Genomic DNA, 15,026 nt, shown 5'->3' on the forward strand with positions numbered 1-15,026 from the left:
CGGCGAAGCTGGGTTTGCGGGCCGATAGAAACGGGCAAATCGCCCTGCGGCACCGCTCTGACCAGGATGCGGAGGGTTAGCTGCAACGATGGAACACATGATCCGTGTGTTGACCGACCGCTGGACCGTGTTCATTCCTATCCTTGCCGCCCTCGCGCTGGCGGCCACCTGGGGCCGAAGTCTGTCCGGGGTGGCCGTCGTCGCGGTGGCCGCGGCCCTGATCGGTGCGGTGCTCGCGGCGGTCTATCACGCGGAGGTGGTCGCGCACCGGGTCGGCGAACCGTTCGGGTCGCTGGTGCTCGCGGTCGCGGTGACCATCATCGAGGTGGCGCTGATCGTCACGCTGATGATCTCCGGCGGGGACAAGGCCGCGTCGTTGGCCCGGGACACCGTCTTCGCCGCCGTGATGATCACCTGCAACGGCATCTTCGGCCTGTCCCTGCTGGTCGGCGCGCTGCGCCGGCGGGTGGCGGTGTTCAACGCCGAGGGCACCGGCGCGGCGCTGGCCACGGTCGCGACGCTGGCCACGCTCAGCCTGGTGCTGCCGACCTTCACCACCAGCCAGTCCGGGCCGGAGTTCTCCGCCGGGCAGCTGGCCTTCGCCGCGGTCGCCTCGCTGGCGCTGTACGGGCTGTTCGTGATGGTCCAGACGGTGCGGCATCCGGACGACTTCCTGCCGGTCGAGGGCAACGGCGTGGTCACCGACGACGACGAGCACAGCGAATCGCCGACCAGCAAGGCCGCGCTGCTCAGCCTCGCGATGCTGTTCGTCGCGCTGGTCTGCGTGGTCGGCCTGGCGAAGGTGGTCTCGCCGTCGATCGAGTCGGCCGTCGCCGACGCCGGGCTGCCGCCGTCCGCGGTCGGCGTGGTGATCGCGTTGCTCGTGCTGCTGCCCGAGACGCTCGCCGCGGTGCGGGCCGCGCGGCGCGATCAGGTGCAGATCAGCCTCAATCTCGCGCTCGGCTCGGCCATGGCCAGCATCGGCCTGACCATTCCGGCGATCGCGGTGGCGACCATTTGGCTGGACGGTCCGCTGGAACTCGGGCTCGGCGCCACGCAAATGGTGTTGCTCGCGCTCACCATCGTGGTCGGCGTGCTGACGGTTGTTCCCGGTCGGGCGACGCTTTTGCAGGGCGGGGTGCATTTGGCGCTGTTCTCCGCATTCGTGTTCCTCGCGGCCAGTCCGTAGCGGAAGCGTGATTCAGCTCACGGATAAGAATCCGAATTGCCGATCGAGTGATCGCGGTCACTCCCATTCGGTGTGCTGACTGTTGTCCCAGCGTGCACGGGTTTGTCGCGCTACCGCGTCTACCTTGTCTTTTTCGCTGATTTGGTCCGCATCGCAAGGACACCGCGATCTTGCTCGGAGTTAACCGAGTTACGTGATGCGCATCATATTGATTAGCAAAATGCGCTGATAACTTGTTGCAGAACGCCGAACTACTTCCATCCGGACGTTTTGACCAGCGCTTTCGGCTAGTCACCGGCAATCGAATAGGAGGCGATGATCACACCGTGATCAGCTTTACTGTTACCGATTGTCACCGATAGCTTCTTGGTGGCAGTGACGCCCATCATGGAGAGAGCGATTGTGAAACCTGAGACACACCGGCCTGGCCGGGGCCACGCGTGGCGCCTGTGACCCGGGCTCGCTCGAGCGCTACTGCCGTTCGTATCGTCCGCAAGAACTTCTCCGACACGGTCGTCTCGTCGTTGCGGACGTTCGGTCGTGCCGTGGACATCGCGCGCGAATCGGTGACCGGCACGGTCACCGGGATCGCCCGCGGGCAGTTCCAGTGGCGCGAGGCGACCACGCAGGCTTGGCGTCTGGTGACCGTCACGGCGATACCCGCGATCTTGATCGCGATCCCCTTCGGCGTCATCGTCTCCATTCAGGTCGGCAATCTCATCCACACCCTCGGCGCGGACTCGCTGCTCGGCGCGACCGGCGGCCTCGGCGTGATCAAACAGGGCGCACCGCTGGCCACCGGATTCCTGCTCGGCGGCGCGGGCGCCGCGGCCATCGCCGCGGATCTCGGCGCACGCACCATCCGGGAAGAGATCGACGCGCTCAACACCATGGGCATCAGTCCGATTCCGCGCCTGGTGATTCCGCGGCTGGTCGCGATGATCCTGGTCGCGCCGCTGCTGAACATCCTCATCATCTTCGTCGGCATCGTCGCGGGTTACGCGGTCGCCGTCGGCGGCCAGAACGTCACCCCCGGCAGCTACTGGGCCACCTTCGGTTCCTTCACCACCGTCGCCGACGTGTGGGTCTCGCTGCTCAAGGCCGCCCTGTTCGGTTTCCTCGTGGTGGTCATCGCCTGCCAGCGCGGGCTCGAGGCCAAGGGCGGACCGCGCGGCGTCGCCGACGCGGTGAACGCGGCCGTGGTGCTGTCGGTCGTGTCCATCGCCATCGTCAACCTGGGCGTCACCCAGGTGGTCGAGATGTTCCTGCCGACCAGGCTGGTCTGACGTGGCTGCCTCCAGTTACGCGCCCAGGGGACTGGGCTGGATCGCCCGCTTCTACCACCGGCGCGGCCTGCTCCTCGCGCGCTTCGAATCGCTCGGCTTCGTGCTGGCCTTCGTCTGGCAGGTGCTGTCCTCGATCCCGTCGACGCTCAAGCACTACCGCGACGAGACGTTGCGCATCATCTCCGACATGACTTGGGGCCGCGGCTCGGTCATCGTCGGCGGCGGCACCGTGCCGATGATGATCGTGCTCGGCCTGGTCATGGGCGCCTCGGTGGCCGTCGAATCGTTCACCATGCTGAACATGCTCGGCATGGGCCCGGTCACCGGCATCGTCTCCGCCTACGCGACCACCCGTGAGCTCGCGCCCATCGCCGCGGCCATCGGCTTCGCCGCGCAGGCCGGCTGCCGAATCACCGCCGAGATCGGCTCCATGCGCATCTCCGAGGAGATCGACGCGCTCGAGGCCATGGGCCTGCGCTCGGTGCCGTTCGTGGTGACCACCCGGGTGATCGCCGGCGCGATCTCGATCGTGCCGACCTTCCTGATCGGGCTGATCCTGGCCTACCTGTCCTGCCGCGGGCTGATCACGCTGGTGCACGGGCAATCCGCGGGCGTCTACGACCACTACTTCTTCCAGTTCGTGTCCGGGTTCGACGTGGTCGCCGCGGTGATCAAGGTGGCCATCTTCGCCACCGTGGTGATCCTCATCCACAGCTACTACGGCTTCTTCGCCACCGGCGGACCCGAGGGCGTCGGCATTGCCTCCGGCCGCGCGGTGCGCGCCTCGTCGGTGGCGATCGTGGCCATCGACATGGTCCTCACCATCGTGCTGTGGGGCTTCAACGCGACGATCAGCTTTACGGGGTAATGGCGATGCCGAAGTACGGAATGCCCGGAGTGGCCATCGACAAGCGGCAGACCCGGCTGGTCGGGGTGGTCGCGGTCGGCGTGATCGTCGCCGTCCTGGCGGCCAGCTTGATCTATCGGGAGTTCCGCTCCGACAACGGATTACAGATCACCCTGCACACCGAGCAGATCGGTGACGGCGTGCTGGAGGGCACCCCGGTGCGGGTCGACGGCGTCCAGGTGGGCACGGTCGCGGCGATCGCCCCCGACGAACGCGGCACGCAGCGAATCACCTTGCGGCTCAACCCGGCTCAACTGCACGGCCTGGACGACAGCATGAAGGTCGACTACGCCCCCGCGAACCTGTTCGGCATCAGCGAGATCGGCCTGCGCCGCGGTTCCGGCGGATCGGCGCTGCGCGACGACAGCGTGATCGACCTGACCGGCAGCCACACCGACGCGGTGTTCGACGCCACCATGGGCAGCATGCTGCGCAGCCTGTCGCAGACCGGCGACTCGGTGCTCACCCCGCAGATGGCCACGGTGATCAGCCAGGTCTCGCACGACATGAAGGCGTTCACGCCGCTGGCGCAGTCGATCATCCAGGTCGCCCAGATCGTCACCGACAACCAGCGGATGCCGCCCTCGGAGCTGGCCGGCCGGCTCGGTCCCGCGTTCTACGGCGCGGGTGATTTCGCCGGCGCGAACGAGCTGATGGTCTACATCCTGCGGAATATCCCACGGCTGCAAAGCAATCGGGACGCCTACGACGCGGGCGTGCGGATGCACACCGAACGGCTGCTGCCCGGCATCGCGAATCTCGGCGGTGCGCTCGGCGGCGACCTCTCCGGCCTCACCGACCAGCTCGGCCCGGTGCTGGCGCTGCTCGCGCAGATGGTGCCGCAACCGCGCCAGTCCGGCGCCGACCTGACCGAACTGCTGCGCCGCCTGCGCGCGGCCATGCCGGATACCCCGGACGGCCCGGTGCTGAACGCCGAGGTCGACGTGAGCGGGATGCCGGTGCTCGCGCCGCTGCTGGGTGGTGTCCGATGAAAGTACGTTCCGCCGCATGGCGGCTCGCGTTGTTCGCCGCCGTGATGATCGGCGTGCTGTTCATCGTCTGCACCGCGATCAAGCGGCCGGTGTCCGGCCCGACCGAACAGCACGCCGCGCTGTTCACCGACGCCAACGGCCTCAAGGTCGGCGACGACGTGCGCATGTACGGCGTGCAGGTGGGCAAGGTCGACGGCGTCGCGCTCGACGGCACCCAGGCCCGAGTCCGGTTGTCGCTCAAGACCGATGCGCCGATCTACGACAACTCGAAGCTGGCCATCCGCTACCAGAACCTCACCGGACAGCGCTACATCGATCTGCAACAGCAGCCCCAGCCCGGCAAGCGCATCCCGGCCGGCGCGACCGTCGGCACCGATCACACGGTGCCTTCGTTCGACGTGACCAGCATGTTCAACGGCCTGAAGCCGGTGCTGGCCACCATCTCCCCGGAGGAGATCAACCAGTTCAGCGCCAGCATGGTCGCGCTGATCGAGGGCGACGGCAACGGCATCGGGCCCGCGCTGGAGGCGATCGACAAGCTCGCGGCGCACGTCAAGGACCGGCAGACGGTGATCGACGCGGTGCTGCAGAACCTGTCCGACCTGCACGACACGGCCAGCGGCAAGATCCACTACATGGTGCCGATCCTGGCCCGGCTGGCCGACGTCATCTCCGGCCTGCAATCCAACATGACCGGCCTGGCGCAGTTCGCCGCGGCCGCGCCGTCGGTGCTCGGGCCGCTGGACAACCTGTTCAACGCGCTCGGCCTGCAAAGCCCCGACGACGTGAACGCGTTGATCCAGAAGATCTTCCCCGATCCCCAGCAGGCCCTGGAGGTGTTCGACAAGCTGCCCGGGCTGCTGGCCGGCTTCGACGCCGCCATCCCCAAATCCGCGGTGGCGGGCTGGAAGCCGCAGTGCTCCAAGGGCCAGGCCGACGTGCCGCAGGTATTCGGCGTACTGATCGCAGGACAGCAGGTGGCGGTATGCGCTGGTTGAGCAGGATGTTCCCCGATCGCCGGGTGATCGGCGAGCCGGAGCGCAAGCGGCGCGAGATCCGGCTCGGCATCGTCGGCGTGGTGCTGGTGGCGATCCTGGCGATCGCGGCCGGGGTGCTCTATGTCGTCCCGTTCGGCAAGAAGACCTATACGGCCGAACTGTCGGAGGCCCAGTCGGTGCAGTCCGGCGACGACATCCGGGTCGCAGGCGTCAGCGTCGGCACGGTGAAATCACTGGAGCTGAAACCGGATCGGGTGATCATGCGGTTCACCGTCGACTCCTCGGTGTTCGTCGGTGACCAGTCCACGCTGGACGTGCGCATGCTCACCATCGTCGGCGGTAACTACGTCGCGCTGTTCCCCTCGGGCGCTAAACCGCTGGGGGACAAGCACATTCCGACCGACCGGGTGCGGCTGCCGTACAGCCTGGTGCAGACCTTCCAGGACGCGGCCGAGCCGCTGCGCAAGATCGACGGAGATACCTTGCGGCGCAACCTCGCCGCGCTCGGCACCTCGGTCGCGCAGGCCCCCGACACCCTGCGCACCACGCTCGACAGCCTCAACAGCTTCGTCGACGACCTCAACCGCCAGCACGTGATGATCTCCAAGGCGATCGCCAACGCCGACGAGTACGTCACCATGTACGACGGCGCCAAGGGCTCGCTCGGCCGGCTGGTGGCCGCCACCAACCTCCTGGAGGACCTGGTGCTGGACAAGCGCGCCGAGCTGGCCGAGGGCATCCGGCTGCTGAACGCGGTGATCAGCAAGGCCGCGGCCATCGCGCCCACCTACGCCGAGATCAAGCCGAAGTTGCAACCGCTCTTCGACGCGGTGCCGCGAATGGAGGAGCTGCTCGGCCGGCTCGATCCGGTCGTCGGTTCCGTGCAGGACATCCAGCAGAAGCTGTCGGCGCTGGCCATCCCGGACGACGGCGTGACCATCGATCAGTCCGGCCAGACCATTACCGCGCCCCCGAACGCGCTTGCGCGCGTGTGTGTCCCGGTGCCGGGGAGGGATTGCTGATGCTGCACAAGGTCCTCGGTTCCCGGGCGTTCATGTCGGTCTCGGGTGCGGTCGTCGCCATCGCGCTGGTGGTCGTCGGCTACTTCATCGTCTTCGATCCGCTGAAGAAGACCGAGAGTTATTGCGCGATCATGCCGGACACAGTCGGGCTCTACGTCGGCAATCAGGTGACCATGCGCGGCATTCCGGTGGGCACCGTGACTTCCATTGCCCCGCAGGGGAAAGCGGTGAAGGTGGAGTTCGCCGTCGAGGCGGACAAGCCGGTCTACGCCGACGCGGGCGCGACCACGCTGGCCAACAGCATCGTCGCGGCGCGTGAGCTGGCGGTGGTGTCGACCGGCAAGAACACCGCGCGCTGGAACTCCGCGCAGTGCATCACCAAGACGATGACGCCGAAGAGCGTCACCGAGACGCTGAACGCCGTCGCCCAGCTGTCCGCGGAGATCTCCGGCCCGGACTCCAAGACGCCCGACGCGCTGGCCAACGGGTTGTCCCAGTTGAACGCGGCCACCGCGGGTACAGGGCCGCAGATCAACGAGATCATCAAGCAGCTCAGCGGCGCGATGGCCTCCCCGGACGCGGACATCGGCCACCTGGTCGGCGTCTTCGACGCGTTCTCCTCGGTCGGCAAGAAGGTCGAAGAGCATTGGGGCGACATCGAATCCATGTTCACCCGGTTGGCCCCGGTGCTCGTCACGGCTCGGGCGGACCTGCTGGTGCCGGGCGCGGACGTGATCGACGGTCTCGCCCAACTGCTTCCGGTGCTGAACGACCTGACCACCGCGTTCGGTGATCCGATCATGCAGACCCTCGATTTCACCGTGCCGCTGGTGAAGTTCCTGCGCGCCCGGGTCGGCTCGCTGGCCCAGGTCGTCTCGATGATGCCGGTGCTGACCGACGCCTTCCGCTCGGTGGGCAAGGGGATCGCCTACGCCCCACCGAAGGTCGCGATCCCGCAGGAGGCCTGCGCGGCGGTGAACGTGGTGACGCCGGGGCGCTGCACCGCGGACGGCGGCGTGGCGAAGATCGACATGGCGGACCTGGTGTTCGGAATGGCAGGTGCGCGATGAAGATTCAGCGAGACGACGCGGGTCAGTGGACCGTTTCCTTCCAGCGTCGCGAAAGTAGTAGGCGTGCTGCGCGTTTCACCGCGGGCGCCGCGGCGGTCATGGTAGCCGTGCTGCCCGCCGCCGGTTGCGCCTTCGACCCGTCGTCGGTGCCGGTGCCCGGCGCCGAGGTCTCCGGCGCCACCTACACCATCAAGATCCAGTTCCAGAACGTGCTGAACCTGCCCGCGCGGGCCAAGATCATGGCCAATGGCGCGCAGGTCGGCACGGTTTCGGATGTGACGGTGGTGGATTCGGCCAAGGCGGGCGGTCGCGGCGGCTACGTCGTGGTCGAGGCCCGCATCTCGAAATCGGTGCAGCTGCCCGCGGCCACCCGTGCCGAACTGCGGCAGAACACCGTGCTCGGCGACATCCACCTCGCGCTGCTCACCCCGACCAACGGCTTCGACAAGCTGCTGCCCGCGGACGGCACCATTCCGCTGTCGCAGACGAAACCCCCGGTGCAGCTGGAAGATACGATGTCCGCGCTGGCCACCTTCACCCAGGGCGGCGCGATCCAGCAGGTGCAGGACACCATCGAACAGCTCAACGACGTGCTGCCCAAGGATGCCGGCCGGACCGCGCAGATCGGCAAGACCATGGCCGACGATGCGGTCGATCTGGGCAACCACCTGGACAAGCTGGATTCGCTGCTCGACGGCATCGACCGCAACTCCAATGTGCTGCACGAGATCCGGCCGGAACTCGCGCAGCTGCTCACCCAGGAGTCGGTCGATCAGATGAACGGCATCGCGCCGTCCATCATCGGCGTGACCAAGATCTTCGACGCGCTCGGCCCGATCGGCACCTCGCTCACCTGGCTCGGCCCGCTGCTGACCAGCGCCGACGGCACCGTGCAGGCGTTCCTGCCGCTGCTCGCCTCGGCCCGGCCGCTGGATCTGAGCCAGCCGTCGAACCTGCAGACCCTGGTCTCGCTGATCCGCGACAAGATCATTCCGTTCGCCGAGCGCGGCCCCAAGGTGAACATCGTCGGGGCGCGGACCGACGGCGCCGCGGTGCCGGTTCAGGATCAGACCGACCGGATCATCCAGACGCTACGCATGATCGGAGTCGTCCGATGAAGCTCGGTTCGCTCGCCTCGCTCGGCGGCATCGCCGCCATCATCGTGCTCGGCGCGGGGTATCTGACCTTCGGCGTGGTGCGGGTCGATCCGCTGCGCGACTACACCCACGCCACTATGGTGCTGGCCAATTCCGGTGGGCTGGCGGTCGGTTCGCCGGTGCTGCTCACCGGCATCGAGGTCGGCCGGGTCAACTCGGTGACCAACAGCATCGCCGGCGTCGAGGTCGGCCTGAAGCTGGTCGCCGACCGGCAGGTGCCCACCGACAGCATGGTCACCATCGAGCACCTGTCCGCGCTGGGTGAGCCTTACGTCGAGTTCCGGCCGAATTCCGAAGGCGGACCGTACATTCGGGACGGCCAGCAGCTCAAGACCGCGAATGTGCGGACGCCGCTGTCGATTCCGGAGGTCGCCCGGCTGGCCACCGCGACGCTGAACCAGCTCGACCCGAACATCGTCGGCTCGCTGGTGAGTACGGCGGAGCAGTCCCTGGTCGGCACCGACGGCGCGATCCCCAACCTGGCGCGCTCCGGCGACCTGCTCGCCGCGGCCATCATGAGCCGCAACCCGCAGATCGTCTCGCTGCTCAACAGCTTGCAGAACACGGCGACCAATATGGACTGGGTCGGCCCGTCGTTCAGCGCCGCCGCACCCGAGTGGACCAAGTTCGCCGAGGCGGTGAGTAACCTGGTCACGCACGTGGGCAGCATGGTCGACAGCGAGCCGATCGACCAGTACACCACCGGCAACGGCATCGCTCCGTTCACCGACAAGACCGTTGCCGCGTTGCGCGAGTTGCAGCCGGAGCTGAGTTCGCTCGCGCCGATCCTGCGTCCGCTGCTCGACGCGATCGTCTCGGCCGCGCCGCGGATCGATATCTCCGCCCTGATCTCCCAGGCCCTCGCCGACGTCGACGCCGGCGGCGCCGTCAAGGTGCGGGTCGCCGTCAAGTAGGAAAGGAGGCCGCGATGTCGAACGACGTTGTGACCGAACCGAAGTCGAACACCGACGAAGAACCCACCGCGGCCGCGCCTGCGCCCGCGGCGGACCAGGGCGGGCGGACCGTATCGATCCGCCTGTCGACCGTCGCGTTCGGCGCCGCGCTGGTGGCGCTGGCCGCCGCCACCGCCGTGTTCGCCACGCTGTGGACCTCGGCGCGCGGCGAGGTCAGCGACCGCGACGCCGCGGCCGCCGCCGACCGGCACGCCGAGCAGGTCGCCACCGACTACGCGGTCGGCGCGTCCAACATCAACTTCCAGGACGTCAACGGCTGGGTGGCCAAGCTCAAGGCCAACACCACCCCGCAGCTGGCCGGCAAGTTCGACGCCACCGCGTCGAAGTTGCAGGACATCCTGGTCCCGCTGAAGTGGACCTCGACCTCCACCCCGATCACCGCCAAGGTGATGAACACCGACAACGGGGTCTACAAGGTGAACGTCTTCCTCAACGTCACCTCGACCAGCGCCCAGACGCCCGAGGGCGCGCAGACCACGGTCACCTACACGGTGAACGTGGATCCGAACAATGGCTGGAAGGTCGCCGACGTCGGCGGGGTCGCGGGCGCGCTGCCCAAGCAGTGACCTGCCCCAGCAAACGAGTTTACCGGTAGCTATTTCTCGTAAATGGCTTCTACCTGCATAAATAAAAACTACATAAAGTGAGCATCGACTCAGCAACCTTCGGGTAGCGTGCCGTGAAGATCAACTTTCGTACCGGTATTTCCTGTCCATACAGTGAAGGCGGTTTCGATGGTGGCACCCGGCGGCAGTCACGAACCCGAAGGGGGCGGCGGCGCCGACAACCGTGGCCTGGTCATTGCCGCGGTGGTGGCCGCGGCGCTGGTGCTGGTGGTCGCGGTCGGGCTGCTGCTCGGGTCGGGCGGGGACTCGAAGGACGAGAAGACGGCCTCGACCACGGTCACCGCGAGCCCGTCGTCCAGCGGCAACGCGACCGCCAAGCCCACCCAGGTGAGCCCGGGTCCCGCGACGCCGGTCGCGCCGGTGCCGCAGCCCGCCCGCAAGCTCGGCGACGACTGCTCGGCGGGCGGCATTCTCGCCCGCTGGGATCTGCGCGCGGGGCAGTGGGCCTGTGTCCCGGCCGGGCAGGACGTGCACCGCATCGGCGACGACTGCTCGCACGACGGGATCGTCGCCCGGTGGGGGCGGGGGCACGACGGGCGCTCGGTCTGCCTGCCGCAGGGGCAGGGGCCGGACATCCACGCGGTCGGTGACGATTGCTCGCACGACGGGATCGCCGCGCAGTGGGGTTTGCCGCCGGACGGTCGCTGGGTCTGCGTTCCGCTGCCGCCGGGGGCACCCGTGCCGGCGCCGCCCAATCCGGGCCCGCCGCCCGCCGATCCCGGACCGCCGCCGATGGACCCCGGCCCGCCGCCGGTGAATCCGGGCCCGCCGCCGGCAGACCCGGGCCCGCCGCCTGCCGATCCCGGCCCGCCGCCCGCGCCGGCCCCGCCGCCGGCTCCCGCCCCGCCGCCATTGATTCCCGGGCTGCCGCCGTTCATTCAGGTGCCGCCGCCTCCGCCGCCCGCCCCCTGATCGGGTCCGTCGAAAATCGATCGACACGGCTGAGATGCTCGATGGCGTGACCGTCGTGCCCGAATTCTTCGCCACCCGACTCGCCGGCCAGGAGGGCGCACCGGCCCGCGCCTGGCTCGGCCGCCTGCCCGACCTCGCCGCGCACTACGCCGACCGCTGGCGCCTCACCTTCGACGGACCGTCCATGCACGGCTACGGCGCGCTGGTGCTGCCCGTCCGGCGCGCGGATGGCAGTCCGGCCGTGCTCAAGCTGGCCTACCTGACCCCCGAGACCAAGGACGAGCCGGTCGCGCTGGCCGCGTGGCAGGGTGACGGCGCGGTGCTGCTCTACGAGAGTGATGCCGAGAACGGAGCCATGCTGCTGGAGCGCCTGGATGCCGGGCGCTCGCTGCACACCGAACCGATCGACGACGCGGTGCGGATCACCTGCGAACTGCTGCGCAGGCTGGCAATCCCGGTGCCGCAGGGCATTTCCCGGAACCTGCGCACCGAATCCGCGGGCTGGGCCGAGGAATTGCCGCGGGAGTGGGCCCGCCTCGGCGAACCGTACCCGCGCAAGCTGCTGGATGCGGCCGTCGAGGTGTGCACCCAGCTCGGACCCGTCGCCGACCAGCTGCTGGTGAACGAGGACCTGCACTTCGAGAATGTGCTTGCCGCACAACGCGAGCCGTGGCTGGTCATCGATCCGCAGCCGCTGGCGGGCGATCCGGAATTCGCCACCCTGTCGCTGTTGTGGAGTCGCCGCACCGAATCCGCGCTCGACGACCGCTTCGCCGCCGTGGTCGACCTCGCCGGACTGGACGCCGAGCTGGCCCGCGCCTGGACCCTCGTGCAGTGCGCCCGGAACTGGTTGTGGTTCGCCGAGGAGCCGGACTGCGACGACCCCGGCTACCCGTCCGTCCAGGAGATCGGGCCGTGGGCGCTGCGCTGAACCCTCAGGCGTGCGCGGTCTTTCCGCCGTCGATGACCAGCTGGGCGCCGGTGAGGTAGGGATGGTCGGAGGAGGCGAGGGTGAGCGCGAACGCGGCGATCTCGGCCGCCGTCGCCAGCCGGCCGAGCCCCGGAACATTGCTGCTCGCCCACTGTTTCATCATCACCTGGTACACGTCGTCGGGGATGTTCTCGAATCCGCCTGCCCGGCGCACCAATTCGGTGTCGGTGGTCCCGGGGATCAGCGCGTTGACCCGGATGCCGTTCGCCGCGTAGTCCAGCGCCGCGGCCTGCACCAGGCCGACCAGGCCGCGCTTGCTCGCGGTGTACGCGCCTCTGCCCGCGTCCGTCGTGAGTGCGTTGCTGGACGAGGTGACCACGATGGTGCCGCCGTGGCGGAGCATGTGCGGCACTTCGTATTTCATCGCGAGGAAGGTGCCGCGCAGGTTGGTGTTCAGCACCCGATCGAAGTCCGCCGTGCTGTACTCGTGCAGCTTCTTCTGCACGGTGATGCCGGCGTTGTTGAACGCGACATCCAGTCCGCCATAGGTTTTCACGGTCGCGTCGACGAAATTGCGGATGTCCTCCTCGACCAGGACGTCCGCGCGAATGTAGGTCGCCTCGCCGCCCGCCGCGCGGATCTCGCGCTCCACCGCACGGCCGCGGTCTTCCCGTCGCCCGCAGAACGCGACCCGCCCGCCTTCGGCCGCGAACAACCGCGCCGCCGCCGCGCCGATGCCCGAGGTCGCCCCGGTGATCAACACGGTCTTGCCCTCGAATCGCCGCAACGCGGTCGGGGTGAACTTCGGCGGGTTGGAATCCGTGCCCAGCGCAACACCGGCGAGACCCGCGGCCGCGCCGACCGCGAGACCGGACGCGGCCATCGTGCCGAGCAGGCGCCTGCGGCTCGGCTGTGGCTTGCCGGTTCTCGCAGCGGGGTGGGTCGAGTCGTGCGCTTCGCCGTTGTCGGCCACGTGCACCGAGTCGTTGTCGTTCGTCATGCCCTCACCTTCCCGGCAACCGCGGCCCGGCGACTCCGCCTGCGGGCCCGAATCCCGGCCGCGCGGAGGAGGCCGCTCCTCCGGAGGGAGGAGCCGGGCGGTAGCGGCGCGCGGCATGATGAGGACGTGGTGCGATCGGCGGGAATGACACGTGGCGTGGAATCGTGGCTCGACGCGCGGTTCCTGCCGGTGCGGATGCTGGTGCTCGCGGTCGCGGCGGCGGGGTACCTGGTGTTCCTCGCCGATCGGCCGAGCCTGCTGGACTGGGCGATCGGGGCGCTTGCCGTGCTGGCGACCGCGGGCGGGGTGCGCTGGCCGTTCGGCACGTCGATCCTGGTGAGCGCGCTCTTGCTGCTCGGTTTCGAGATCGGCGATACCGGTCCGGTGGTGGCCAAGGTGGCCGCCGCGATCGCGCTGATCGAGTTGTCCGCGCGCCGATCCGGCTGGCAACCGTGGCTGGCTGCCTGCGCGCTGGCCGCCGCCTACCTCCTGCATCCCAGCGGTGATCTGGCCGCGAACGGTTATCGCGCAGTCGTCATGGCGGGCGCACCGGTATTGATCGGCATCCTGCTGCGCACCGCGCGTGCGGGCGCCGACCACGCGCGCCGGGAAGCGCACGAGATCGCCCAGCGCCGCGACGCCGAGGTCGCCGCGGCCCGCGCCGTCGAACGGACCGCCATCGCCAGGGAATTGCACGACCTGATCGCCCACCACGTGTCCTCCACCGTGCTGCGCGTCGGCGTGGCCAGGCACGCCATGCCCGACGCGCCACCCGGCGCACTCGAGGTCCTCGACGACATCCACGCCAGCGGCAAGGAAACCCTCGCCGATCTGCGCAGACTGGTTGCCATCCTGCGAGATCCGGCGATGACCGGCGACTCCTTCCTCGCCCCCGCCGACCTGCCCGCCGCACTCACCGCCGTGCTGGACCGCGCGCGCCAGTCGGGGATCAGTGTCGACGCCGAGGTGACCGACGACATCATCGAAGTCGATGCGGTACTTGCCCTTACGCTGCTGCGCCTGACCCAGGAGGGCATCTCGAACATCGCGAAACACGCCGGGGCCGGAGCGCACGCGCGGCTGACCATCGCCATGCCGGCCGGCGAGATCCGTTTCACCCTGCGCGACAACGGAATTCCATCGAAATCCGGCAATGGTTCCGCCGTGAACCGATCCAGCGGCCACGGGCTCGGCCTGATCGGCTTGCACGAGCGCGTCGAACTGCTCGGCGGCGAATGCGCCGCCGCCCGGGTCGGCGCGGAATGGCAACTCGCGGCCCGTCTTCCGCTCGGAAAGCCGGTGCTGCCATGACGATTCGCGTGCTCATCGTCGACGACCAGCACCTGGTCCGCGCGGGCCTGCGCATGCTCTGCCAGACCGACGACGGCCTGGCGGTGGTGGGCGAGGCCGCCACCGGCACCGACGCCGTCCGCCTCACCGAACAGTTGACGCCCGACGTGATCCTGATGGATCTGCGCATGCCCGGCATGGACGGAATCCGCGCCACCGCGGCGATTCTCGCCAACCGGCCCAGCGCCCGCGTGCTCGCCCTCACCACCTTCGACGACGACGATCACCTCTACCCGGCCCTCGCCGCGGGCGCCTGCGGGTTCCTGGTCAAGGACGCCTCACCCACCGACCTCCTGCACGGCATCCACCGCGCCGCCGCCGGCGATCATCCCTTCTCGCCCGACATCCTGCGCCGCGTCGTCGACTCCGCCCTGGCCGCCCGCACCGTCGCACCGCCGCGCGCACCCGTCGCGCCCGAAGGCCTGACCACCCGCGAATCCGAGGTCCTCGCCTTGGTCGCCGAGGGCCTCGCCAACGCCGACATCGCCGACCGCCTGCACCTCGGCATCACCACGGTCAAAACCCACATCACCAACCTGATGGCCAAAACCGGCAGCACCAATCGCGTTCAACTGGCCGTCCTCGGCGTCCGCGGCCGCTGAAATTGGCTGG

15 protein-coding genes are annotated in these 15,026 nt (G+C 68.8%); 14 read left to right on the forward strand and 1 reads right to left on the reverse strand.

Features of this window, described 5'->3' with window-relative positions; translation table 11 throughout:
- Window positions 1–97 precede the first annotated feature (97 nt).
- From AB0M22_RS36750 to AB0M22_RS36805, 12 genes are all read left to right on the forward strand, one after another.
- Window positions 98–1,189, forward strand: a complete 1,092-nt coding sequence (locus tag AB0M22_RS36750) for an ionic transporter y4hA (RefSeq protein WP_364736780.1) — start codon at window positions 98–100, stop codon at window positions 1,187–1,189.
- 440 nt (window positions 1,190–1,629) lie between these two features.
- Entirely contained in the window at window positions 1,630–2,475 is an 846-nt protein-coding gene (locus tag AB0M22_RS36755) for an ABC transporter permease (RefSeq protein WP_364736781.1), read from the forward strand.
- A 1-nt stretch (window position 2,476) separates the two neighbouring features.
- Window positions 2,477–3,343 carry an ABC transporter permease gene (locus tag AB0M22_RS36760; RefSeq protein WP_150403602.1) on the forward strand — a complete coding sequence of 289 codons (867 nt, stop codon included), beginning with the start codon at window positions 2,477–2,479 and terminating at the stop codon, window positions 3,341–3,343.
- Window positions 3,307–4,374 carry an MlaD family protein gene (locus tag AB0M22_RS36765; RefSeq protein WP_364736782.1) on the forward strand — a complete coding sequence of 356 codons (1,068 nt, stop codon included), beginning with the start codon at window positions 3,307–3,309 and terminating at the stop codon, window positions 4,372–4,374. Before AB0M22_RS36760 ends, AB0M22_RS36765 begins: the two co-directional genes overlap by 37 nt.
- Window positions 4,371–5,372 carry an MlaD family protein gene (locus AB0M22_RS36770; protein ID WP_364736784.1) on the forward strand — a complete coding sequence of 334 codons (1,002 nt, stop codon included), beginning with the start codon at window positions 4,371–4,373 and terminating at the stop codon, window positions 5,370–5,372. The genes AB0M22_RS36765 and AB0M22_RS36770 overlap by 4 nt, the downstream gene beginning before the upstream one ends.
- Window positions 5,360–6,394 carry an MlaD family protein gene (locus tag AB0M22_RS36775; RefSeq protein WP_364736785.1) on the forward strand — a complete coding sequence of 345 codons (1,035 nt, stop codon included), beginning with the start codon at window positions 5,360–5,362 and terminating at the stop codon, window positions 6,392–6,394. The genes AB0M22_RS36770 and AB0M22_RS36775 overlap by 13 nt, the downstream gene beginning before the upstream one ends.
- On the forward strand, window positions 6,394–7,464 hold the full coding sequence (locus AB0M22_RS36780; RefSeq protein WP_364736787.1) for an MlaD family protein: 1,071 nt from the start codon (window positions 6,394–6,396) through the stop codon (window positions 7,462–7,464). Before AB0M22_RS36775 ends, AB0M22_RS36780 begins: the two co-directional genes overlap by 1 nt.
- Entirely contained in the window at window positions 7,461–8,582 is a 1,122-nt protein-coding gene (locus tag AB0M22_RS36785) for an MlaD family protein (RefSeq protein ID WP_364736789.1), read from the forward strand. Before AB0M22_RS36780 ends, AB0M22_RS36785 begins: the two co-directional genes overlap by 4 nt.
- The gene (locus AB0M22_RS36790) at window positions 8,579–9,535 is read left to right on the forward strand and encodes an MlaD family protein (protein ID WP_364736791.1); all 957 of its coding nucleotides are present in this window, start codon (window positions 8,579–8,581) and stop codon (window positions 9,533–9,535) included. The genes AB0M22_RS36785 and AB0M22_RS36790 overlap by 4 nt, the downstream gene beginning before the upstream one ends.
- 14 nt (window positions 9,536–9,549) lie before the next feature.
- Window positions 9,550–10,161, forward strand: coding sequence for a hypothetical protein (locus AB0M22_RS36795; RefSeq protein WP_364736793.1), 612 nt, complete (start codon window positions 9,550–9,552; stop codon window positions 10,159–10,161).
- A 168-nt stretch (window positions 10,162–10,329) separates the two neighbouring features.
- Window positions 10,330–11,133 (forward strand): hypothetical protein, encoded by an 804-nt coding sequence (locus AB0M22_RS36800; protein WP_364736794.1) that lies wholly within the window; start codon window positions 10,330–10,332, stop codon window positions 11,131–11,133.
- Between the two features lie 46 nt (window positions 11,134–11,179).
- Window positions 11,180–12,064 (forward strand): aminoglycoside phosphotransferase family protein, encoded by an 885-nt coding sequence (locus AB0M22_RS36805; RefSeq protein WP_364736796.1) that lies wholly within the window; start codon window positions 11,180–11,182, stop codon window positions 12,062–12,064.
- 4 nt (window positions 12,065–12,068) lie between these two features.
- On the opposite strand, the gene AB0M22_RS36810 is transcribed toward AB0M22_RS36805, so the two are convergent.
- On the reverse strand, window positions 12,069–13,064 hold the full coding sequence (locus AB0M22_RS36810; protein ID WP_364736797.1) for an SDR family NAD(P)-dependent oxidoreductase: 996 nt from the start codon (window positions 13,062–13,064) through the stop codon (window positions 12,069–12,071).
- A 144-nt stretch (window positions 13,065–13,208) separates the two neighbouring features.
- On the opposite strand from AB0M22_RS36810, the gene AB0M22_RS36815 reads away from it, so the two are divergent.
- Both AB0M22_RS36815 and AB0M22_RS36820 read left to right on the forward strand, forming a co-directional pair.
- The gene (locus tag AB0M22_RS36815) at window positions 13,209–14,375 is read left to right on the forward strand and encodes a histidine kinase (protein ID WP_364736799.1); all 1,167 of its coding nucleotides are present in this window, start codon (window positions 13,209–13,211) and stop codon (window positions 14,373–14,375) included.
- Entirely contained in the window at window positions 14,372–15,016 is a 645-nt protein-coding gene (locus AB0M22_RS36820) for a response regulator transcription factor (RefSeq protein ID WP_364736801.1), read from the forward strand. Before AB0M22_RS36815 ends, AB0M22_RS36820 begins: the two co-directional genes overlap by 4 nt.
- Window positions 15,017–15,026 lie beyond the last annotated feature (10 nt).

The organism is Nocardia sp. NPDC051756 (assembly GCF_040681495.1).
Lineage (GTDB): Bacteria > Actinomycetota > Actinomycetes > Mycobacteriales > Mycobacteriaceae > Nocardia.

What these genes read in the sequence shown, in the direction of transcription:
- AB0M22_RS36795 (WP_364736793.1), top strand. Translation starts at nt 9,550, where the DNA reads ATGTCGAACGACGTTGTGACCGAACCGAAGTCGAACACCGACGAAGAA.
- AB0M22_RS36790 (WP_364736791.1), top strand. Translation starts at nt 8,579, where the DNA reads ATGAAGCTCGGTTCGCTCGCCTCGCTCGGCGGCATCGCCGCCATCATC.
- AB0M22_RS36800 (WP_364736794.1), top strand. Translation starts at nt 10,330, where the DNA reads ATGGTGGCACCCGGCGGCAGTCACGAACCCGAAGGGGGCGGCGGCGCC.
- AB0M22_RS36780 (WP_364736787.1), top strand. Translation starts at nt 6,394, where the DNA reads ATGCTGCACAAGGTCCTCGGTTCCCGGGCGTTCATGTCGGTCTCGGGT.
- AB0M22_RS36770 (WP_364736784.1), top strand. Translation starts at nt 4,371, where the DNA reads ATGAAAGTACGTTCCGCCGCATGGCGGCTCGCGTTGTTCGCCGCCGTG.
- AB0M22_RS36810 (WP_364736797.1), bottom strand. Translation starts at nt 13,064, where the DNA reads ATGACGAACGACAACGACTCGGTGCACGTGGCCGACAACGGCGAAGCG.
- AB0M22_RS36775 (WP_364736785.1), top strand. Translation starts at nt 5,360, where the DNA reads ATGCGCTGGTTGAGCAGGATGTTCCCCGATCGCCGGGTGATCGGCGAG.
- AB0M22_RS36820 (WP_364736801.1), top strand. Translation starts at nt 14,372, where the DNA reads ATGACGATTCGCGTGCTCATCGTCGACGACCAGCACCTGGTCCGCGCG.
- AB0M22_RS36750 (WP_364736780.1), top strand. Translation starts at nt 98, where the DNA reads ATGATCCGTGTGTTGACCGACCGCTGGACCGTGTTCATTCCTATCCTT.
- AB0M22_RS36785 (WP_364736789.1), top strand. Translation starts at nt 7,461, where the DNA reads ATGAAGATTCAGCGAGACGACGCGGGTCAGTGGACCGTTTCCTTCCAG.
- AB0M22_RS36815 (WP_364736799.1), top strand. Translation starts at nt 13,209, where the DNA reads ATGACACGTGGCGTGGAATCGTGGCTCGACGCGCGGTTCCTGCCGGTG.